The organism is Pseudomonas sp. ANT_J28, assembly GCF_008370005.1.
In the GTDB taxonomy this organism is placed as follows: domain Bacteria; phylum Pseudomonadota; class Gammaproteobacteria; order Pseudomonadales; family Pseudomonadaceae; genus Aquipseudomonas; species Aquipseudomonas frigoris.
Genome location: NZ_VOBM01000005.1, coordinates 53,669 through 75,832, shown reverse-complemented (window position 1 = coordinate 75,832; position 22,164 = coordinate 53,669). Strand labels below are relative to the sequence as shown.

At 59.1% G+C, this 22,164-nt stretch carries 17 protein-coding genes; 13 read left to right on the top strand and 4 right to left on the bottom strand.

The genetic code is table 11. From position 1 onward, the window contains the following. The first annotated feature begins 72 nt into the window (after positions 1–72). The 8 genes from glmU to FQ187_RS04480 all read left to right on the top strand — a co-directional run bounded on the left by glmU (position 73) and on the right by FQ187_RS04480 (position 11,332). Positions 73–1,440, top strand: coding sequence for a bifunctional UDP-N-acetylglucosamine diphosphorylase/glucosamine-1-phosphate N-acetyltransferase GlmU (gene glmU / locus FQ187_RS04515; RefSeq protein ID WP_149628569.1), 1,368 nt, complete (start codon positions 73–75; stop codon positions 1,438–1,440). Positions 1,441–1,538: 98 nt separating this feature from the next. Continuing rightward, the gene (locus FQ187_RS04510) at positions 1,539–2,315 is read left to right on the top strand and encodes a DeoR/GlpR family DNA-binding transcription regulator (protein WP_149628568.1); all 777 of its coding nucleotides are present in this window, start codon (positions 1,539–1,541) and stop codon (positions 2,313–2,315) included. Between the two features lies 1 nt (position 2,316). Continuing rightward, on the top strand, positions 2,317–4,149 hold the full coding sequence (gene glmS, locus FQ187_RS04505; protein ID WP_149628567.1) for a glutamine--fructose-6-phosphate transaminase (isomerizing): 1,833 nt from the start codon (positions 2,317–2,319) through the stop codon (positions 4,147–4,149). 78 nt (positions 4,150–4,227) lie between these two features. After that, complete coding sequence (locus FQ187_RS04500; protein WP_149628566.1) at positions 4,228–5,130, top strand: LysR family transcriptional regulator; 903 nt, start codon at positions 4,228–4,230, stop codon at positions 5,128–5,130. Between the two features lie 132 nt (positions 5,131–5,262). Beyond that, the gene (locus FQ187_RS04495) at positions 5,263–5,889 is read left to right on the top strand and encodes a glutathione S-transferase family protein (protein ID WP_149628565.1); all 627 of its coding nucleotides are present in this window, start codon (positions 5,263–5,265) and stop codon (positions 5,887–5,889) included. A gap of 63 nt (positions 5,890–5,952) precedes the next feature. Then, positions 5,953–7,983 (top strand): pyridoxamine 5'-phosphate oxidase family protein, encoded by a 2,031-nt coding sequence (locus tag FQ187_RS04490; protein ID WP_149628564.1) that lies wholly within the window; start codon positions 5,953–5,955, stop codon positions 7,981–7,983. Positions 7,984–8,034: 51 nt separating this feature from the next. Then, complete coding sequence (locus FQ187_RS04485) at positions 8,035–9,231, top strand: DUF3142 domain-containing protein (protein ID WP_149628563.1); 1,197 nt, start codon at positions 8,035–8,037, stop codon at positions 9,229–9,231. Beyond that, positions 9,218–11,332 carry a hypothetical protein gene (locus FQ187_RS04480; RefSeq protein WP_149628562.1) on the top strand — a complete coding sequence of 705 codons (2,115 nt, stop codon included), beginning with the start codon at positions 9,218–9,220 and terminating at the stop codon, positions 11,330–11,332. Before FQ187_RS04485 ends, FQ187_RS04480 begins: the two co-directional genes overlap by 14 nt. A gap of 3 nt (positions 11,333–11,335) precedes the next feature. Here the strand turns inward: FQ187_RS04480 and FQ187_RS04475 are convergent, their stop codons facing one another. Continuing rightward, positions 11,336–11,965: a LysE family translocator gene (locus tag FQ187_RS04475; protein WP_149628561.1), complete on the bottom strand. Its 630-nt coding sequence runs from the start codon at positions 11,963–11,965 to the stop codon at positions 11,336–11,338. Positions 11,966–12,110: 145 nt separating this feature from the next. On the opposite strand from FQ187_RS04475, the gene FQ187_RS04470 reads away from it, so the two are divergent. After that, the gene (locus tag FQ187_RS04470; RefSeq protein WP_038980472.1) at positions 12,111–12,584 is read left to right on the top strand and encodes an Lrp/AsnC family transcriptional regulator; all 474 of its coding nucleotides are present in this window, start codon (positions 12,111–12,113) and stop codon (positions 12,582–12,584) included. A gap of 566 nt (positions 12,585–13,150) precedes the next feature. Here FQ187_RS04470 and FQ187_RS04465 read toward each other — a convergent pair. From FQ187_RS04465 to lpdA, 3 genes are all read right to left on the bottom strand, one after another. After that, the gene (locus FQ187_RS04465; RefSeq protein WP_149628560.1) at positions 13,151–13,864 is read right to left on the bottom strand and encodes a DUF4225 domain-containing protein; all 714 of its coding nucleotides are present in this window, start codon (positions 13,862–13,864) and stop codon (positions 13,151–13,153) included. Beyond that, a complete protein-coding gene (locus tag FQ187_RS04460; RefSeq protein ID WP_149628559.1) occupies positions 13,830–14,330 on the bottom strand; it encodes an Hcp family type VI secretion system effector in 501 nt (166 codons plus the stop codon). Before FQ187_RS04460 ends, FQ187_RS04465 begins: the two co-directional genes overlap by 35 nt. Before the next feature lie 176 nt (positions 14,331–14,506). Further along, on the bottom strand, positions 14,507–15,907 hold the full coding sequence (lpdA, locus tag FQ187_RS04455; protein ID WP_149628558.1) for a dihydrolipoyl dehydrogenase: 1,401 nt from the start codon (positions 15,905–15,907) through the stop codon (positions 14,507–14,509). Between the two features lie 217 nt (positions 15,908–16,124). Between lpdA and hflK (FQ187_RS04450) the strand changes: the two genes are divergently transcribed. Genes hflK (FQ187_RS04450) through FQ187_RS04435 form a run of 4 tightly spaced genes read left to right on the top strand, consistent with a single transcriptional unit; the run spans position 16,125 to position 22,076 of the window. After that, positions 16,125–18,083: a protease modulator HflK gene (gene hflK, locus FQ187_RS04450; protein WP_149628661.1), complete on the top strand. Its 1,959-nt coding sequence runs from the start codon at positions 16,125–16,127 to the stop codon at positions 18,081–18,083. Beyond that, complete coding sequence (gene hflC, locus FQ187_RS04445) at positions 18,080–19,114, top strand: protease modulator HflC (protein WP_129439821.1); 1,035 nt, start codon at positions 18,080–18,082, stop codon at positions 19,112–19,114. Before hflK (FQ187_RS04450) ends, hflC begins: the two co-directional genes overlap by 4 nt. Then, positions 19,111–20,169 carry a protease modulator HflK gene (hflK, locus tag FQ187_RS04440; protein ID WP_149628557.1) on the top strand — a complete coding sequence of 353 codons (1,059 nt, stop codon included), beginning with the start codon at positions 19,111–19,113 and terminating at the stop codon, positions 20,167–20,169. Before hflC ends, hflK (FQ187_RS04440) begins: the two co-directional genes overlap by 4 nt. Then, a complete protein-coding gene (locus FQ187_RS04435; RefSeq protein ID WP_149628556.1) occupies positions 20,166–22,076 on the top strand; it encodes a cation-translocating P-type ATPase in 1,911 nt (636 codons plus the stop codon). Before hflK (FQ187_RS04440) ends, FQ187_RS04435 begins: the two co-directional genes overlap by 4 nt. Positions 22,077–22,164 lie beyond the last annotated feature (88 nt).

Below are 22,164 nucleotides of genomic sequence, written 5' to 3'. Positions count from 1 at the left end.
GCTACCCTTTTTTCTTTTTAGATATTCATAACCTGGTCGCAGCCGCTGACCACCCAGGATTGGTAGCCAGTCATGTCTTTAGAAATCGTTATCCTCGCTGCTGGTCAGGGCACTCGCATGCGTTCGGCACTGCCGAAAGTTCTGCATCCGATTGCCGGCAACTCGATGCTCGGCCATGTTATCCACAGCGCCCGGCAACTTGATCCACAGCGCATCCACGTAGTGATCGGCCATGGCGCCGATGCAGTGCGCGAGCGCCTGGCGGCTGATGATCTGAATTTCGTCCTGCAGGACAAACAGCTTGGGACTGGCCACGCGGTTGCTCAAGCGGTGCCTTTCATTCAGTCCGACACCGTCCTGATTCTTTATGGTGACGTGCCATTGATCGAAGTCGAGACCCTGCAGCGTCTGCTCAAGCAAGTAGCGCCGCAGCAACTGGGTTTGTTGACAGTAGAGCTGGACGACCCGACCGGCTATGGCCGCATCGTCCGCAACGCCGACGGCAAGGTGACAGCCATCGTCGAGCAGAAAGACGCCAACGAAGCCGAACGAGCGATCACTGAAGGCAACACCGGCATTCTGGCGCTGCCGTTCGCGCAATTGGGTGGCTGGATGAGCCGTCTATCGAACAACAACGCCCAGGGCGAGTATTACCTGACCGACGTGATCGCGATGGCAGTCAGCGACGGTCTGGTCGTGGCCACCGAGCAACCGCATGACGCCATGGAAGTGCAGGGCGCTAACGACCGCAAGCAGCTTTCCGAGCTTGAGCGTCACTATCAGCTGCGCGCCGGTCGTCGTTTGATGGCTCAAGGCGTGACCCTGCGTGACCCGGCTCGATTTGATGTGCGCGGTGAAATCACCGTCGGCCGCGACGTGCTGATCGACATCAACGTGATCCTCGAAGGCAAGGTCGTTATCGAGGACGACGTGGTGATCGGTCCGAACTGCGTGATCAAGGACAGCACCCTGCGCAAAGGGGTTGTGATCAAGGCCAACAGCCATATCGAAGGTGCGATTCTCGGCGAAGGCAGCGATGCCGGCCCGTTCGCTCGTTTGCGTCCAGGTACTGTGCTGGAAGCAAGAGCGCATGTGGGTAACTTTGTTGAGTTGAAAAACGCTCATCTCGGCGAGGGCGCCAAGGCCGGTCATCTGACCTATCTGGGTGATGCCGAGATCGGCGCGCGTACCAACATCGGCGCGGGCACCATCACCTGCAACTACGACGGCGCCAACAAGTGGAAAACTGTGCTGGGTGAAGATGTGTTTATCGGTTCCAACAACTCGTTAGTTGCGCCTGTGGATATCTCTTCCGGTGCGACCACTGCTGCTGGTTCGACCATTACGCAGAATGTGGATAACGCGCAGTTGGCCGTGGGCCGTGCGCGGCAGAAGAATATAGATGGCTGGAAGCGGCCTGAGAAAATCAAGAAGGGCTGAGTTATCCACAAGGTCTTTTTATCGCCCTGCGCTTGACGAAGTTTCGCCAATAGGTTTTGATTGCTTCCGTTATCTTTCGAATCGAAATATACCAAGCCATGTCGAAACGCAATACACCTCAACGCCGACATAACATTCTCGCCTTGCTCAATGAGCAGGGCGAAGTCAGTGTGGATGAGCTGGCCAAGCGCTTGGAAACGTCGGAAGTTACGATCCGCAAGGATCTCGCGGCGCTTGAGAGCAATGGTTTGCTGCTGCGGCGTTATGGCGGAGCGATTACCCTGCCTCAAGAGCTGGTGGCCGACCTTGGTCAGCCGGTGTCCAAATACAAAAAGGCCATCGCCCGCGCTGCCGTTACACGAATTCGTGAGCATGCGCGGATCATCATCGACAGCGGCAGCACCACGGCGGCGATGATTCCGGAACTCGGCCAGCAGCCGGGCCTGGTCGTGATGACCAATTCCCTGCACGTCGCCAATGCCTTGAGCGAACTCGAGCATGAGCCGGTGCTGTTGATGACCGGCGGAACCTGGGACCCGCATTCCGAGTCCTTTCAGGGGCAGGTGGCCGAGCAGGTACTACGCTCTTACGATTTCGACCAGTTGTTCATCGGTGCCGACGGCATCGACCTGGTTCGCGGTACCACCACCTTCAACGAACTGCTGGGGCTGAGCCGGGTCATGGCTGAAGTCGCCCGGGAAGTGGTTGTCATGGTGGAGGCCGACAAGATCGGCCGCAAGATTCCCAATCTGGAACTGCCCTGGAGCAGCATCCATACCCTTATTACCGATGATCGCCTGCCGCTTGAGGCACGGGATCAGATTCAGGCCCGCGGAATCAACTTGATCCTCGCGGCTGTCAGTCAGGAGAAATAGCATGTGTGGAATTGTCGGCGCAGTTGCAGAACGTAATATCACCGCCATCCTGCTCGAAGGCCTCAAACGCCTTGAATACCGTGGCTATGACAGTGCCGGTGTAGCGGTCTACACCAATGACCAAAAGCTTGAGCGCCTGCGTCGCCCGGGCAAGGTCAGTGAATTGGAACTGGCGCTGGCCGAAGAACCGCTGGTCGGCCGCCTGGGTATCGCCCACACCCGCTGGGCCACTCACGGTGCGCCGTGCGAGCGCAACGCTCACCCGCATTTCTCCGATGATCTGGCGGTGGTGCACAACGGCATCATCGAGAACCACGAAGCCCTGCGCGAGCAACTAAAAGCCTTGGGTTACGTGTTCACCTCGGACACCGATACCGAAGTCATCGCTCACCTGTTGAACCACAAACTCAAGGGTCTGCCTGACCTGACCGTGGCCCTGAAGGCTACTGTCAAAGAGCTGCACGGTGCTTACGGTTTGGCGGTCATCAGTGCTCAGCAACCGGATCGTCTCGTCGCGGCGCGCAGCGGCAGCCCTCTGGTCATCGGACTGGGTATGGGTGAGAACTTCCTGGCTTCCGATCAGCTGGCGCTGCGCCAGGTCACCGACCGCTTCATGTACCTGGAAGAAGGCGATATCGCCGAAATTCGACGCGACAGCGTGCAGATTTGGGACGTAAGCGGCCAAGTTGTCAAACGCGAATCCGTGCAGTACAGCGATGGCGCCGAAGCCGCCGACAAGGGCGAATTCCGCCACTTCATGCTCAAGGAAATTCACGAGCAACCGGCTGTGGTGCAGCGCACCCTGGAAGGTCGCCTGAGTCCGAACGGCGTGCTGGTGCAAGCGTTCGGTCCACAGGCGGCCGAGCTGTTCGCCAAAGTGCGTAACGTGCAGATCGTCGCGTGCGGCACCAGTTACCACGCCGGCATGGTTGCCCGTTACTGGCTCGAAGAACTGGCCGGCATCCCGTGCCAGGTCGAAGTCGCCAGCGAATTCCGCTACCGTAAGGTGGTGGTGCAGCCCGACACACTGTTCGTGACCATCTCCCAGTCCGGTGAAACCGCCGACACCCTGGCCGCTCTGCGTAACGCTAAAGAGTTGGGTTACCTGGCGAGCCTGGCGATTTGCAACGTCGGCATCAGCTCACTGGTGCGTGAGTCCGACCTGACACTGCTGACCCAGGCCGGCCGCGAAATCGGCGTGGCCTCGACCAAAGCCTTTACCACCCAATTGGTCGGTCTGTTGTTGCTGACCTTGTCCCTGGGCCAGGTTCAAGGCACGTTGGCCAAGGGCGTCGAAGCCACGTTGGTTGAAGAGCTGCGTCGTCTGCCAACTCGTTTGGGCGAAGCCCTGGCCATGGACAGCACCGTCGAAAAAATCGCCGAGCTGTTCGCCGAGAAAAACCACACCTTGTTCCTCGGTCGTGGTGCGCAATTCCCGGTAGCGATGGAAGGGGCTCTCAAACTCAAGGAAATCTCCTACATCCACGCTGAAGCCTATCCGGCCGGCGAGCTGAAACACGGCCCGTTGGCGCTTGTGGATAACGACATGCCGGTGGTTACCGTGGCACCGAACAACGAGTTGCTGGAGAAGTTGAAATCCAACCTCCAGGAAGTCCGCGCCCGTGGCGGCGAGCTGATCGTCTTCGCAGACGAACAAGCCGGCATGACCAATGGCGAAGGCACTCATGTTGTGCAGATGCCGCACATCCACGACATCCTGTCGCCGATCCTCTACACCATTCCGCTGCAGTTGCTCTCGTATTACGTCGCTGTGTTGAAGGGCACTGACGTTGACCAGCCGCGAAATCTGGCGAAGTCAGTGACGGTGGAATAAGTTATCCACAGGTGATGGAAACATTAAAAATCGCAGCCTACGGTTGCGATTTTTTTTATCTGAATTGAGGACACGCCCATGGACCGATTCCAGGAAATGCAGGTCTTCGCTGCCGTCGCCCAAGACCAAGGCTTCTCGGCGGCGGCGCGGCGTTTGGGCCTGTCGGCGGCCAGTGTCACTCGTGCAGTGGCGGCGCTGGAGAAACGCATTGGCACGTTGCTGCTGACGCGAACCACCCGCAGTGTGCATTTGAGCGAGGCGGGCCAGCGTTACCTGGAAGACTGTCGGAGGATTCTCGCCGAGGTGCAGGAAGCCGAAGATTCGGCGGCGGGCAGTCACACCCAACCGCGTGGGCAACTGACAATCACCGCGCCGGTGTTGTTCGGTGAGCTGTTTGTCACGCCAGTGATGGTGAATTATCTGACGCAGTTTCCTGAAGTCAGTATCAATGGGTTGCTGGTCGATCGAGTGGTCAGCATGGTCGAGGAGGGCATCGATGTCGCCGTGCGGATCGGTGAGTTGCCCGACAGTAATCAGCACGCGATTCGCGTGGGTGAGGTTCGGCGGGTGATTTGCGGCTCGCCGGAATTCCTGACGGCCCATGGTCGACCTCGACATCCTCAGGATCTGGCTCAGGCGCCGGTTATTGCGACGTCCTCTATCGGTCAGTCGAGAACCTGGCCGTTCCTCGAAGGAGGAGAGCCGCTGAGTGTTCGACCAGCGCCGCGCCTGGTGGTGACGGCCAATCAGGCGGCCATTACGGCGGCATGCCTGGGTTTGGGGCTGACCCGGGTTCTGTCTTATCAGGTCGCGAGCAAAGTCGCCTCCGGTGAGCTGGAAATCGTTCTGGCTGACTTCGAACTGCCGCCATTGCCTATCCATGTGGTCTATCAGGGCGGGCGCAAGGCCCCTGCGCGGATTCGCAGTTTTGTGGATTTTGCGGTGAACGCGCTGCGTGAGCATCCGTCCTTGCAGGCGTGATGGTTTATTTCGCCTGGTGAAATAATGGATTGCGTTCGCTGGTTATTCTGTTGTTTTGGTTGCGGGTGGAAGATAGCTCCCCACCGGTGCTGAACAACTGTTCAACAGCACCAACACCCAGCGGAGTCGACCATGCAAGCGATCAAACTCTACAACTTCCCACGTTCCGGCCACGCTCACCGTGTGGAGCTGATGCTGTCCCTGCTGCATTTGCCGACCGAATTGATCTTTGTCGATCTGCCCAAAGGCGCCCACAAACAGCCGAATTTCCTGGCGCTCAATGCGTTTGGTCAGGTTCCGGTCATCGATGATCAAGGCGTGGTGATGGCCGACTCCAATGCGATTCTGGTTTATCTGGCGCAAAAATATGGCGACGGCCGCTGGCTGCCAACCGATCCGGTCGGGGCGGCCAAGGTTCAGCGCTGGTTGTCGATTGCCGCGGGGCCGATTGCCTTTGGCCCTGCCAGAGCGAGGCTGATCACGGTGTTTGGTGCGGCTTACAACGCTGAAGAAGTGATCGCTTATTCCCACACCTTGCTCAAAGTGATCAATCAGGAACTGGCAACAACGCCGTATCTGGCTGGCGCCGAGCCAACCATTGCCGACGTTTCGGCCTACAGCTACATCGCCCATGCGCCAGAAGGCAACGTGTCGCTGGATGACTACGCCAACATCCGCGCCTGGCTGGCGCGGATCGAAGCCTTGCCAGGGTTTGTCGGCATGCCGCGCACCGTTGCCGGTCTGCAAAAAACTGCCTGATGCTTACGGCCCGACACTGTCAGGTCATTCACACTGCGCCGATGGCGCAGGGGAGAAGTCGTTGTGGACCGTTCACCCTGGCACGCCGGCGAGAAGCAGTTGCAGGCTCATGTGGGCATTGCCGAGCGAATGGAGGTGCTCGGTCGTAAGGTGATTCGTAGCGAGATGCCGGACCAGCACCGCACGTTCTATCAGCAACTGCCGTTCATGCTGTACGGCGCGGTGGATGCCGACGGTAATCCCTGGGCCAGTATTCTCGAAGGGCAACCGGGCTTCGCTCACTCGCCCACGCCAGGAGTGCTGCAATTTCGCAGCCTGCCGGGCGCTGATGATCCGGCGCCATTGTCGGAGGGCGCGGCTATCGGCCTGCTGGGGATCGAACTGCACACCCGGCGTCGCAACCGCCTCAACGGCCGAGTCGGCGCGATGACGGCGAGCGGCTTCGATGTGACGGTGGAGCAGTCTTACGGCAATTGCCCGCAATACATCCAATTGCGGCAGTTTCGCTCGGTCCCGTTGGCGGATCCGTCGACTCGCATCGCGCAACATCTCAACGGGCTGGATGATGCGGCCAAAACCCTGATCGCCGGAGCCGATACGTTCTTTGTCGCCAGTTACGTGGACGTCGATGGCAAACGTTCGGTGGACGTTTCTCACCGCGGCGGACAGGCCGGTTTCGTACAAGTAGAAGGCAATCGCCTGACCATTCCCGATTTCGCCGGCAACCTGTTTTTCAACACCTTGGGCAACCTGCTGCTCAATCCCCGGGCCGGTTTGCTGTTTGTCGATTTCAATTCGGGAGACCTGCTGCACCTCAGCGGTCGCACCGAAGTCATTCTTGAAGGCCCACAGGTCGAGGCGTTTCAAGGGGCCGAGCGCTTGTGGACATTCGAGGTGGAAAGCGTGGTGCGTCGGCCCGCCGCGCTTGCTCTGCGGTGGCGCTTCGACGGCGTGTCACCGACCAGTTTGCTGACCGGCACCTGGGAGCAGGCCAATGCCCGTCTTCAAGCGCAGGCTTTGGGGGATCGCTGGCGGCCGCTGCGGGTGGCGCGCATCAAAGAGGAGAGCCCCAACATCCGCTCGATCTATCTGGAGCCTGCCGATGACGCGGGGTTGCCAGTGTTTCAGGCCGGGCAGCATTTGCCGCTGCGCTTCAACATTGCCGGCGAGGTGCACATCCGCACTTACAGCCTGTCGAGCGCGCCGTCCGATGATTTTTTCCGCATCAGCGTGAAGCGTGAAGGCTTGGTGTCTTCGCACCTGCATGAACAGGTGCGTGTCGGTGATCTGTTGGAGGCCCGTGCGCCTCAAGGACATTTCACCGTGGCACCTAATGAACGTCGGCCGCTGGTGTTGTTGGCTGCCGGCGTGGGCATCACGCCGCTGCTGTCGATGCTGCGCGAGGTGGTTTATCAAGGCCTGCGCACCCGCCGCATCCGGCCGATCTGGTTTTTCCAGAGTTCTCGCACATTGGCCGATCAAGTGTTTCGTCCTGAGCTGGATCGCTTGCTTGATGGCGCAGGTGATGCGGTCAGGGTGCTGCGTCTGGTGAGTCAGCCGGAAGCCGGGGCCTTGGAGGGGGAGGATTTCGACCTGACGGGGCGGATCGACACCGCGCGGCTCAAGACCCTCCTTGAAGGGGAGGACTACGATCAGCTGGATTTTGTCCTCTGTGGTCCGGGCAGTTTTACCCAAGGGCTGTACGACGGCCTGCGGGAAATGGACATCCGCGATGCAAGGATTCACGCCGAAACCTTCGGCCCCTCGACTTTACGCCGGGTGCCGGACCCCGACGCGGTGATCATCGAGCAACCGCCCGCTGCTAAGACCTCCGTGCCGGTGGTGTTTCAGCGCTCGGCTAAAGAGGCCCGTTGGCAACCGGATGGTGGCAGTTTGCTGGAGTTGGCGGAAAGCCGTGGGCTGCGCCCGGAATTCAGTTGCCGCGGCGGTTCCTGCGGGACCTGCAAGACTCGCCTGATCAGCGGCCAGGTGAATTATCCACAGCCGCCGGCCGAAGTGCCGGATGACGGACAAGTGCTGATTTGTTGTGCGATTCCGGCGCAGGGGTCGCAGGCTCTTGTCCTCGACCTGTAGCATCTGCCGAACGCAGCTTCTGGCCGCTGCGACAAAGGATCAGATTCGGTTATGTATTTTTTTGCTCGTCTGTCGGCGTTGATTGTAGCGGTGGCATTGCTCAACGGTTGCGAACAACAGGACGCGCCACCGCTCGATCAACAACTCTACGTCTGGCAACGGCAATGGACACCGGCTCACGAAGCGGCGTTGAAGGACAGCCGCGCTGACTTTTCCACCCTGCGGGTGCTGGCCTTGCAGGCATTCCCCGAGGCGGGTTGGAGCCGGGCGCGGATTGATCCGGCGCTGCTTAAACGTGATGGTCGGCCGCTGATCGCGGTGATTCGTCTCGACGGCCAACTCAAGTCGCTGGATCGAGACGCAGTCACCGCGCAGATCCAGCAGGTACTCGGCGATTGGCAAGGGCAGGGACTGAATCTCTCCGGCGTGGAAATCGACCACGATGCCGGTAATGCTCGGCTACCGGCCTACCGCGAATTTCTTACGCACCTGCGCGCAGTTCTGCCGGCCTCTATTGCGCTGAGCATCACCGCATTGCCCGCCTGGCTCGACAGTCCCGAATTGCCGGCGCTGTTATCCACAGTCGACAGCAGCGTGTTGCAGGTGCACGCGGTCAGCGATCCGCGTCTTGGCTTGTTCGACCCGGATCAGGCCCGTCAATGGACCAGGGCCTGGAGCCGCATCACCTCCAAACCTTTCTATCTGGCGCTGCCGGCCTATGGGGTGGCGTTGTTGCCGGGCGGCACAGGTGCGCCGGTAGTGGAAAGCGAAGTACCCATCGAACGGGGCGGCAAACGCCGGGAATTGCTCGCCGATCCGCAGCAACTGAGCCGACTCGGGACCGAGTTGCGCAACGATCCACCGGCGCATCTGGCGGGCCTGATCTGGTTTCGTCTGCCGCTGGCCAGCGACCGCCGGGCCTGGAGTCTGACGACCCTGAGCGCTGTGGCGCGTGGCGATACTCTCGACAGTCGACTGGCGTTGAAACTCTCGGTGCAGAACGACCTCTATGACATCAGCCTCAGCAATCAGGGCAACCTCGACAGCGCCTGGCCCGAACGCCTGACACTCGTGGTGCAGGGCTGTGACGGTGCCGATGCGCTGGCCGGTTATGCGTTGCAACAGCGCCCGGACCTGCTTACCTTCACCCGCCTGCGCGACGGTCGAATACCGGCCGGCGGGCAGCGCGCCGTGGGTTGGGCTCGTTGCGCACATATTGATCAAGGAGGTTCGAATGTTTACCCGTAACTGGCCCCGCCATCTGCTTTGCCTGAGCCTCAGCCTGTGGCTGGGTTCGGCGCTGGCCTGCGGGCCGGATTTCCCGATGCGTCTGCTGGACAACCGCGGCCAGTCGCTGGCGGAGCTGCCGGAAGGTAACTTCAGATTTGAAATCAGTCGCCTCGGGCATGCGGTCGCCGGGCTGAAGAACGTCACCGAAACCGCCTATAACATCGATGCTCCCGACTACGCAGAACAGCGGGATAAGGCTGAGCAATCCGGTTTGACGGCTGAGCAGCAAACACTGGTGAAACAGTTACGCAGCCTGACCGATGCGCATGAGGTCGAGATTCAGGGGGCGAGCCTGCCGGCTGAGCTCAAGCTCTATCTGGCTGGTGCGGTGGCATTTAATGCCGGTGATCATGGGCTGGCAGCCGAGTACTTCCAGAAGGTGCTGGCATTGCCAGCGGATCAACGGGCGTTGCGCAGCACCTGGGCTGCTTACTCGTTAGGCCGTGCGCTGTTTGCCATGAGCGCGGAAGCGGACGCGGGTCCTGACCTGTTGGCTCAGTCTCGAAAGGCCTTCGAGCAGACCCGTCAGCTAAGCATCGACGGCTTCAGCGACCCACTGGAACTGGGTGTGGCCAGCCTCGGCGAAGAAGCCCGAGTAGCCCGCACCGCTGGAGACTGGAACCGCGCCATCGAACTCTACGCCACGCAAAACCTTCAGGGTTCGGCGGTGGGTTACACCTCGCTGAAACTGTTGGTAGCCGACCTCGCGGCGATGCCTGACGATCAACTGGCCATATTGCTCAACGGCAAACCGGTACAGCAACTGGTGACGGCGTCGTTGATCAGCCGACTGGGCTGGTCATTCGGTGATCAACCGCCGAACGAATTGAAACTGATCAAACTGCTGCAAAACAGCACTCGCGGTAGTCTGGATAACGCTGATCGCCTGGCGGCGGTGAATTATCAACAGGGTGATTACGCCAGCGCCAAGGCCTTCCTCGAACACGCCGGTAATGGCGGACTGGCGTGGTGGCTGCGGGCCAAACTGGCCGTGCGCGATGGCGATAAAAACGCGGCTGCCGCAGCGTATGCCAAGGCTGCCCAGGCCTTCCCACAGAATGAGTCGTGGGGTGAGCGGCGCACGCCAGACTGGGACTTCGAAACGCTTCAGCCCAAGTGTCGGGTCGAGGGTGAAAGCGCGATCCTGGCGTTGCAACGCGGGGATTACCTGCAAGCGTTCGATCAGCTTTATCGCAGTAAAGATATCTACTGGTTTGACGCCGCCACGGTCGCCGAGCGGGTGTTGACCGTCGATGAGCTCAAGCAATACGTCGACACTCAAGTGCCGGCGCCGCCACCTCTGACTCAGCAGGATCGCGATAACTACGTGCCATTGCCGGTGGCGGCGAAACTGCGCAATTTGCTCGGGCGGCGCTTGCTGCGTGAAGAGCGGTATGACGAAGCCCCAGCCTATTTCGATAACGCCGATTTGCAGGCCAAGGCCAAGTGGTACGGGCAGTTGCGCCACGACGCCGAATCAAAATGGTGGCCGACCAAACGGGCATTCGCTTACTACTATGCCTCGACACTGGCCCGTTTCGACGGAATGGAGCTGTTGGGCTACGAGTTGTCCCCGGATTACGCGACCTTCGGTGGCAATTACAGTCTGGAGGCGCCCGAGCTCAAGGTCGGGCCGCTGATGGCCGAGGGTGAAGTGCAGCGCCAGCAAGCCACGGTGGCGCAGCCGGATGAGCGTTTCCACTACCGTTTTGTCGCCACGGCGTTGGCGAGCAAGGCCGCTGATCATCTGCCCCATAGCAGTCAGGCGTTTGCTTCGGTGCTGTGCAAGGCTTCGTCGTGGGGCACCAGCCTGCAAGAGCAAAGCGCGTTCTACCGTCGTTATGTCGAGGAAGGTCCGTATGTGGTCTGGGCCGGCGATTTTGGTCACCAATGCCAGGATCCGGACTTCCAGAACGTCGACAAGCGCTATGTGACCCAGGTCACCGACGCCGCGCGCTCGCAGTTGCGGCCCTACAAAACTCCGTTGCAGATTGGCGGTGTGATAGCGGTCACGGCGGCGGCGCTGTTGCTGATCAATCGCCGCCGCAAGACGCGGTAAGGCTCAAGCCTGTTGCACAAAGGTCAGCCGCACGGCGAAGCCGATCAACAGGCTGCCAAACAGCCATTGCTGCAGGCGCTGGGCCGAAGGACTGCGTTGCAGCCAACGGCCAAGCGCTGCGCCGGTCAGTGCGTAAGCGCTGTCGAACAACAACCCAACGCCAACCAACACCACGCCCAGAGTCGCGAATTGCGTGAGCACCGGCCCGGCGTGTGGATCGATGAACTGCGGCAGCAGCACCGAGCAGAACAGCAATGCTTTGGGGTTGAGCAGGTTGGTCAGCAAACCGCGCTGGATCGCTGCGCGCCAGCGAGGTTTTTCGGTAGTGGCGTCTGCTCCGTTCAAACTCGGCAGCATTGTGGTTCGCAGGCATTGAATGCCGATCCACAGTAGATAGGCGGCCCCGGCCAGGCGTACCACGTCGAAGGCCCAGGGCGCAGCTTTGAACAGTGCCGCCAACCCCAACGCTGCCAACGCTACATGGCATCCCCGGGCCACACCCAGACCCACCGCAGTCGCCAGCGCCGCGCCTTTGCCCTGACGGGCACCGGTTTGCAACAACAGGATCATGTCCGGGCCCGGCAACAGATAGACCACCGCCAGCGCCATGAAAAACACCCAGAGTCCTGCCACGTTGCACCCCATTCGTTGTCGATTCGGTACGGCCAGTCTAGGGCTGAAGGGCAGGGCAGGTGGTTGCGTAGTTCGCTTCTAAAATGCTTCTGGGTGGCATAACCTGCCACTCAATTGCATTTGAACCATCAGGATCTGCCAAACCATGAAGCTGGATGCCTACGACCGCAAGATTCTCGCAGCCCTGCAGCGGGACGGCCGCTTGAGCAATGTACAACTGGCTGACGAGATCGGCCTGTCCGCCTCGCCTTGTTTGCGCCGAGTACGGATGCTCGAAGAAGCTGGGGTGATACGCGGTTACCAGGCCAATCTGGATCGCGACGAAGTAGGGCTTGGACTGACGGTGTTTGTCGGGGTCAAGGTCGAGCGGCATAACGATGAACAGGCCGAAGCCTTTCGCCTGGCCGTGACGGCGCTACCCGAGGTTATTTCAGCGTTTCTGGTGTCAGGGGAATCGGATTTTCTGCTGCAAGTAGTGGTGCCGGATCTGCGCGCCTATGACCGTTTTCTCACAGGGCGTTTGCTGAAATTGCCGGGCGTAAGTGACATCCGCAGCAACTTTGCGATTCATACGGTTAAAACACCGGGGGCGTTGCCGCTGGAGCATTTACCACTGTAGATCGCGAAGACGGGTTAACCAAATACTACACAGCGGTCAAAACTTAAAAGGGAATTGATTAATCCTGGTGGATAAACTAGCCTTGTGTTTTATATGTGTGAAACACTTTAATCATGAATTTTGAAAATATTCGTTACTATTTCGCTGTGCTTCTTTTAACTCTTGGGACCAATGGTCTTTACGCGGGAGCTATTGTATGGGTAATAAAATACTTCATTCCCATGGAAGGCATGGTTTTGGGCGCTGCCTATATAGTTACATATACGTTCCTCTGTTTTTTTGCGTTTCGTTTTTTAGTCAAAAGGCTACGTGGAATAGTGTGATTTTAAATGAATTTTGAAAATATTCGTTACTATTTTTCACTGCTTCTTTTGGTCCTTGGGAGCAATGGTCTTTATGCGGCACTTATTGTACGGGTAATAAAATACTTCATACCCATGGAGGGCATGATTTTGCGCATTGCTTATATAGTTACTTATATTATTCTCTGTGTTTTCTGGTTTCGTTTTTTAGTCAAAAAATTACGTGGCGTAATTTGATTTGAATGGCGGTATAGCGCCTTGTGTCTATTTTGGTTTTTCTTTAGAAAACATTGAATTTAATGTGATGTAATCAACCAGAGCCTCGAAAAATAGAGCTACCTTCCCTATTTGTATATACGCCCTTTCATGATTTATCGGGTCATGTCTAAATAGCTGTACCGAGTCAGGCTTGCGTACTAGCCTAATAATACCAATACCAGACAATAGTAAGTCCATAGAACCATAGACCATATCTCCCTCGAACTCGCCTCCAAAAATGGCTTGATAAGCGTTCCGCACAGGTCCCTGCGCACCAGGTGCTTCAGGACCGTTATAAATATTGCCAAAACCTTCATAGATATTATTAACGCCATGCGCTATAAACATCCCACCAAATGGCGCGGCCCATCCACCTGTGCCTACAGTAACCGCTACACCTGTCTCAACTTGCATGGCGCCGGCGACAAGACCTATGCCATTTTGAGCATAAAAAATCGCCTTGGAAGATAGCTCTGCATATTCTTTTATTATCGATTGGACTCCCTCCCACGCAGTGATGAGCCCTTCATCAACAGCCTTGATAACTTCGTTGGCATAAGAAGAAACCATCGAATTGAATTGAAGTTGCGTGATACCGTCATGAAAATGTGTAGCGCCTACTGTGCAGCCTAATGCAACCAGGTCCGAAGCGGCCTTGGTGACGTCATGTATATCGCATGACGTCTCATTTATCTTCGTTTCCCCACGTGCTATAGGCACTTGCACCCGCTTGGATGTGCGTCCAACTAATATCTCGATAACGAATGGATACCAGCTCTTGCGGCTCTGTGTCAGACATATGAATAGCGTGGGGGATTTGAAGGGTTACATTCGCAATACGCCCGCCCGTTATTTTCACTGAATAATATTTATCCTGACCGCCGGCAGGAGCAGTGCGATAAAAATCAATCTTGCACTCAACTTCTTCACACTCAGCCAGAGCACTGGCTAGCAGTGGCGAAGATTTATCGATGTTTTTGGTAATAGCAATAGGCATATGTTTGCCTCGCCCGCCTGACATGTTGCCATCACTGCCCGTAAACATGCTATGGGCATAAGCCAACACCATGATTTCGTCTTCATGCCCAAACTGGCATTTGTTACCGATAGAGTCTTGGCTGGAACAGCCGGAAGAAATCAGACCCTGCTTTTTACCGGTAATAGTCATGTAGCTATGACTCGCCATGCGCTCACTCCTTGTGCTCAGAATGGGGGGGAGTTTAAGGCAAAGGAGGTAGCCACTTATGTAGGTCGTTTCTGAAAATTCCTGTATTTCTTGAAACGAAAAATCGTGTCGGTCACCCGTCTATTCTTTCGTTTGGCACAACCAAGGTTGTGCCATTTTGATTTGTGTATTGAGCCTTACATTTGCGTCGCCATCCCCTCCACATTCATCGCCGCCTGACGCAAGGCCTCGGAGCGGGTCGGGTGTGGATGACAGGTCAGGGCAATGTCCTCGGCGGAGGCGCTGAACTCCATGGCCACGCAATATTCGCCAATCATTTCGCTGACACTTGGGCCCACAAGGTGCACGCCGAGAATCTCGTCGGTGCGCTCATCGGCCAGCACTTTGGCGAAGCCTTCGGTTTCGTGATTGATCTTTGCCCGGCTGTTGGCGGTGAAGGGAAACTTGCCGACCTTGTAGGCGCGGCCTTCGGCCTTGAGCTGCTCTTCGGTCTTGCCGACGCTGGCCAGTTCCGGCTTGGTGTAGATCACGTTGGGGATCAGGTCGTAGTTGACCTCGGCAGCCTTGCCGACAATCTGCTCGATGCAGGCCATGGCCTCGTCTTCGGCCTTGTGGGCGAGCATCGGCCCAGACGTAACGTCGCCAATCACCCAGATGCCAGCCGCTTCAGTGCGATGGCCCTTGTTGACGAGCATGCCTCGCTTGTCCGTGGCAAGGCCGACGTTTTCCAGCCCCAGGCCTTGGGTGTAAGGCCGGCGTCCGATGGATACCAACACGTAATCCGCTTCAAGCAGTTCGGCAGTGCCGCCAGCCGCGGGCTCGACGCTGAGCTGAACGCCGGTCGCTGAGGTTGTGGCGCTGGTGACTTTGGAACTCAATTTGAAGTGGATGCCCTGTTTACTCAACGAACGTTGCAGGGTTTTGCCGGCCTCACCATCCACACCGGGGCAGATCCGGTCGAGAAACTCGACCACGGTCACCTGAGCGCCCAAACGCCGCCACACCGAACCCAGCTCCAGGCCGATCACCCCAGCTCCGATCACCACTAAATGTTTCGGCACTTCGGTCAGCGACAACGCGCCCGTCGAATCGAGGATGCGCTTGTTATCGATGTCCACACCGGGCAGGGGAGTGGGCTCGGAACCGGTGGCGATGATGATGTCCTTGGTGTTCAGTTCGGTCTTGGCGCCCTGGCTGTCGGTCACCGTCACTTTGCCGGGCCCGTCGATGTGGCCCCAGCCCTTGACCCAATGGACTTTGTTTTTGCGAAACAGAAACTCGACGCCCTTGGTCAACCCGGCAACGCTTTCATCCTTTTGCTTCATCATTTGCGCGAGGTTGAGTGTGGGTTTGACGTCAATCCCCAGGTTGGCGAATTCCGCGCCCATGGCGGCGTCGTAGAGTTCGGAGGCGTGCAACAACGCCTTTGACGGCATGCAGCCAACGTTCAGGCAGGTGCCGCCGAGGGTGGCGCGTCCTTCTACGCAAACCGCTCGCAGGCCCAACTGACCGGCGCGGATCGCCGCGTTATAACCACCGGGGCCTCCGCCCAGAATCACGACGTCATAGTTGCTCATGGTTGTACTCCTGGAGTGAACGGGGATCAGAATGGGGAAACGTAGTCCTTGGTTAAAATTACGAACGTAATATGTGCGTTCCGCAGCATTTTGGTCAAGGCTTCAGCCAAGCGACAGGTTGAGCGCTTTTAGATAGAGCATTTAAGAACGGAAATTTCACGGCTTTCGTTATACCGTAACGTATTGCGATATGAGCAACGATAAACACTGGGGTGGTATGCAAGTCGATCTCGATGTCGATGGGACGCAAGTAGCCGGGCTGCCGCGTTTCCAGCAGGCGGTTTTTCAAGGGCGACGATTGCGTCAGTTCGCGATCGGTCTGGGCGCTCTGGCGGCGACAGGTTGGTTGCTGGCGTTTTTTGTCGGGCTGTTTGCGCCGCAGTCGTTCTGGCCCGCGTTGCTGGTCAATCAGAGCGCCGGTTTGTTGGTGCTGGTCGCCGGTTTGCAATCGGCCTGGTGGGTGACGCAATGGCGTGCGCGGGCGTTGAACCCGGTCGTGCAGGTCGTCGTTGCTGACGAAGTCGTTGCCCCGGTGGGCTGGTACGAGCGGCTGCTGGATCGGCTCAGCCAGCGTTGGCTGCGAATGCTGGTGCAGATCGGCGCCCCGACGCTGTGGCTCGCGGGTTGGTCGCTGTTGACGTTATTGAGCATCAAACAAGTCTGGAACCTGGCACTGCCGCCCACCGCGCTGGGGTTGTCGGCCAGTGTCGGAGCGGCGCTGTCGTTGCTGCTGGCCTTCGGTTTGCTGGTGCTGGAACGTCAACTGGCGCAGGAAAACGTCGCCCAATGGCCTGAAGCAGCATCGCTGGCGCAGCTGACACGGGTGGCGATCATTGGTCTGGTGCTTGGCGCTTTGTGCCTGTTGTTGGGTGGCGAAACCTCGATCTGGCCGGTGCGTCTGGCGGTACTGATCGGCCTGCTGCCGGGGCTCGTCGCCGCCGAACTACTGTTGCGCGCCCTGCTGTCGTTGTTCAGTCCGCAGCGCGAACAACTCGAACCCGCCTTGCTGGCGCGCAGCTTCGTCGCCGACATGCTGCGCTGGCCGCCGCAACCTTTGCTGGCATTGCAGCACGAATTGCACAACCGCTTCGGAATCGACCTGCGGCAGATCTGGGCCTTTACCTACATGCGTCGGGCATTTTTGCCGGTGCTGGCCGTGGTCTCGATTGTGGGTTGGTCACTGACCGGCATTCACGAAATCCCAATGCAAGGGCGGGGCATCTACGAGCGATTCGGCAAACCGGTGGAGGTGTTCGGTCCCGGTTTGCACGCGGGTTTGCCCTGGCCTCTGGGCCGAGTGTTGAGCGTCGAAAACGGTGTGGTCCACGAGTTGGCCACCAGTGTTGGCGACACACCGGCGCCGGTCATGGCCGAACCCGCCGAAGGCCCGGCGCCCGCGATTGCCAATCGCTTGTGGGATGCCAGCCATGTGAACGACAAATCCCAAGTCATTGCCAGCCGCCGAGGCGACAAGCAGAGCTTCCAGATCGTCAACATGGATGTTCGTTTTGTGTATCGCATCGGCCTGAGTGATCAAGCGGCGTTGGCCGCGACCTACAACAGCGCTGATGTCCCGACACTGATCCGCAGCACCGCCAGCCGAATTCTGGTTCACGATTTCGCTTCGCGAACCCTCGACGGTTTGCTCGGTGAAGACAGGGTAGGGCTCGCCGAAGAGATTGGTCGCGCGGTACAGGCCGACTTGCAGAAACTCGACAGCGGCGTGGAAATTCTCGCCACCGTGGTCGAGGCGATTCATCCGCCGGCCGGTGCCGCCAATGCCTATCACGGCGTTCAGGCAGCGCAGATTGGCGCCCAGGCATTGATTTCCCGCGAGCGCGGTGCGGCGGCGGAGGCCACCAACCAGGCGCAATTGCAGGCCAGCATCGCTCGCGATCAAGCGACGGCCAGCGCTCGTGAAATCAACGCCACCGCCCAAGCGGCAGATCTGAGATTCGGCGCCGAGCAGAAGGCCTACGCCAGCGCCGGCCAGGCCTTCGTGCTGGAGCAGTACTTCAGCCAACTGTCCCAGGGCCTGGCCAATGCCAGGTTGCTGGTGCTCGATCATCGTCTGGGCGGCAGCAGTAACGCGCCGACCATAGACTTACGTACGTTCACGCTGCCGGCTGACCCTGCGCCGGCGCGTAAAACCGCTCAGCCAGGAGCTGCCAATTGAGCCAGTCACACACTCACGATCACGATGACCATACTGGCCACGATCACGGCCATGGCGGGCATCACCACGGACATCACCACCACGGTGATCCCCAAGAAGCTGGCCCGTTCCCATGGCGGCGAATGGGCTGGGCAGCGTTACTGGTAGCGTTCGCCATCGCGGCAGCGAGCCTGGTGCAGGTGCGTTCGGGGGAGGCCACGGTGATCACGCGTTTCGGTAATCCGTCGCGGGTATTGTTGGAGCCGGGTCTTGGCTGGCGTTGGCCTGCTCCTTTTGAAGCGGCGATTCCTGTCGATCTGCGACTGCGCACGACCTCGAGTGGTTTACAGGATGTGGGTACGCGGGACGGTTTGCGTATCATCGTTCAGGCTTACGTGGCCTGGCAGGTTCAGGGTGATCCGGACAACGTGCAACGCTTCATGCGCGCCGTACAGAATCAGCCGGACGAAGCAGCGCGGCAGATTCGTACGTTTGTTGGCTCCGCGCTGGAAACCACGGCCAGCAGTTTTGATCTGGCTAACCTGGTGAACACCGACGCCAACAAAGTACACATCGCTGATTTTGAAGCGCAACTGCGTCAGCAAATCGATCAGCAGTTACTCACCACTTATGGCGTGCGGGTGCTGCAAGTCGGTATCGAGCGTCTGACCTTGCCGTCGGTAACCCTCACCGCTACGGTCGATCGCATGCGTGCCGAGCGTGAAACAATCGCCACCGAACGCACGGCCATCGGTAAGCGCGAAGCGGCGCAAATCCGTTCCGCTGCCGAGCGGGATGCGCGCATCGTGCAGGCTGATGCCACGGTAAAAGCGGCGGACATCGAAGCGCAATCGCGCGTCGAAGCCGCGCAAATTTACGGTCGCGCCTACGCCGGGTCGCCACAGCTCTACAACCTGCTGCGTTCCCTCGACACACTAGGCACGATCGTCACGCCCGGAACAAAACTGATTCTGCGCACCGATGCCGCGCCGTTCCGGGTGTTGGTTGACGGTCCGCCGACCCTTGATAACAAGTCCGGGTCGCAGCCATGAAATTAGTTCCACGTGGAACAAATGAGTTAAGCAGTCCCTGGATTCAGGCGGGGCGCTTGGCTTTTTTGGCCCTTTACGCCGTGACAGTGCTGGCTGCTTTGGCTTGGGCGTTCTCCAATGTACGGCAGATCGATCCGCAAAATCGCGCGGTGGTTTTGCACTTCGGCGCGCTGGATCGCATCCAGAATGCTGGCCTGCTGTTGGCTTGGCCGCGTCCGTTTGAGCAGGTGATTTTGTTGCCCGCGGCGGATCGGGTGATTGAGCGGCGAGTAGAAAGCTTACTGCGCACAGATGCTGCGTTGCAGGCAGACCGGGTAGCGAGTTTCGCTACACCGATCAGCGATGCACTCGCCGGCTCCGGTTATTTACTCACCGGTGACGCGGGCGTGGTGCAACTGGATGTGCGTGTTTTCTACAAAGTCACCGAGCCGTATGCCTTCGTCCTTCAAGACGAACATGTGTTGCCGGCACTCGATCGACTCGTAACCCGCAGCGCCGTGGCGCTCACGGCGGCACGAGATCTGGACACTATTCTGGTCGCTCGACCGGAGCTGATCGGCGCCGATAGTCAGGCTGCCGAACGCCGCGAACGCCTGCGCGGTGATCTGGTGCAAGGCATCAATCAGCGCCTGGCTGACTTGACCGCGACCGGGCTGGGGTTAGGCATTGAAGTGACGCGGGTCGACGTGCAATCGAGTCTGCCTGGCCCAGCGGTCAACGCTTTCAACGCGGTTCTGACCGCCAGTCAGCAAGCCGATAAAGCCGTGGCCAATGCTCGTACTGAAGCCGAGAAACTGACTCAGACCGCCAACGAACAAGCCGATCGCACGCTGCAAGTCGCTCACGCCCAAGGGAGCGAACGGCTGGCCAAAGCCTCGGCGGACACGGCCACGGTATTGAGCCTGGCCAAGGCGCAACAACAAGGGACCGACCCGCAAATGCTGCTGCGCATCTACCGCGAGCGGATGCCGAAGATTCTCGGTCAAGCCGGTTCGGTAACCACGGTCAATCCGAAAGACGATTCCCGCCTGATCATTCAGGGAGCTGCACAATGACCACCCAAACTGCCGCCGCACCGAGCATGTTGTCCTCGGCTGAACAACGCAGCGCTGCCCGCCAATTGACCTTGGCCATGCTCGCATTGGGCCTGCTCGCGCTCGGCCTAACCTGGCGCTGGTTGTCGCCGGAGCAGACGGGCGTCAGTCAATTGCTGCTGGGCTTTGCTTCGTTATTGGTGGCCGTGCCCGTGATGCGTTCAGCCTGGTACAGCCTGCGTTATCCGAGCCTGCACGGGATCACTGATCAATTGATCGCCCTGGCCATGCTCGGGGCGTGGGCCACGGGTGATCTGCTGACTGCGGCGTTGCTGCCAATCATCATGATCTTCGGCCACGTGCTGGAAGAGCGCAGCGTGATCGGTTCCCAGGAGGCGATTCACGCCCTCGGCAAACTGACGCGCAGCCACGCGCGCAAAGTTCAGGCTGACGGCTCCATCGTCGAAGTCGATAACGGCACACTCAAGGCCGGCGACCTCGTCGAGGTGCGCGCGGGTGATCGGGTGCCGGCGGATGGTCGGGTGTTGTCCGGTCAGGCGAGCCTGGACACCGCTTCGATTACTGGCGAATCGGTGCCGATGGAGGCGGGCGTCGGCATGCAAGTCTTCGGCGGCGCGATCAACCTCGACGGTCTGCTGCGCATCGAAGTGACTCGCACCGGCAATGAGTCGACCCTCGGCAAAGTCATCGCGCTGATGCAAAGTGCCGAGCGTTCCAAACCCCCGATCACGCGTTTGCTGGAACGCTACGCCGGCAGCTACATGGTGCTGGTGTTGCTGCTGGCCGCCGTGACCTGGTTCGTCACTAACGATGCTCAGGCAATGCTCGCGGTGTTGGTGGCGGCCTGTCCTTGTGCATTGGTGTTGTCCGCGCCGGCCACGGCGATTGCCGGGGTGGCGGTGGCGGCTCGGCATGGGATTCTGATTCGCAGCTCCGCGTTCCTCGAAGAGTTGGCAGACCTGACTTCACTGGTGGTCGACAAGACCGGAACCCTGACCTTCGGCACCTTGCGTTTGCAATCCATCGATAGTCCGTTTGAGGATCGCAGTCACGTCCTGAAACTCGCTGCCAGCCTCGGTTCTGCCAGCAGTCATCCGGTCAGCCGCGCGCTCGCCGGGTTGGTCACCCAGGAACATTTTCTGCTGCTCTCCGACATCCACGAGCGTCAGGGGCTGGGCGTGGTGGCGATGACGGAGCAGGGCGAGGCGGCGCTCGGTCGTCCGGAGCTGTTCGCGCAATTGGGCATCGCCACTTCAAGTGTCCCCGACCACGATGGCCCGATTGCCGGGCTGGCGCTCAACGGTGAGTTCCTCGCCTGGCTGTTGCTGGCCGACAGCGTCAAACCTGAAGCTCGATTTGCTTTGAGCGAGCTACGTGAATTGGGGTTGGGCCGGCAGTTACTGCTGACAGGTGATCGACAAAGCGTCGCGCACACATTGGCGCGAGATGTCGGGATTAGCGACGTTGAAGCTCAAGCCTTGCCCGAGGACAAACTCAATCGTGTGTTGAAAGAAATCGGCAGCGGCTTCCGGCCGATGGTCGTGGGAGATGGGATCAACGATTCGCTGGCGCTCAAGGCCGGTGTGGTCGGCGTGGCGATGGGCGCGGGCGGGGCGGACATCGCGCTGGCCTCGGCCGACATCGTCCTGATCGGCAGCGACCTGCGTCGACTCGGCACGTGTGTGCGCTTGAGTCGCCAATGCCGGCACACGTTGCAGGTTAACGTGATCATCGGTCTGGGCTGGACGCTGGCGATCGTAGCCTTTGCCGCCTTCGGCTGGCTTGGCGCTGCGGGCGCGATGATTGCTGCACTGTTGCACAACTTCAGCACGTTGCTGGTGTTGGGGAACGCCGGGCGTTTACTGCGTTTTCAGGAACCATTGCTCAAGCTTGAGGATGAGGATTGAGTACGCCTGGTGAATGCTCTAAACAGCGCGATCACGGGCGATTCCACGTTTTCAGAACTGTGCGACGAATTCGTAGTCATCTAGGTGA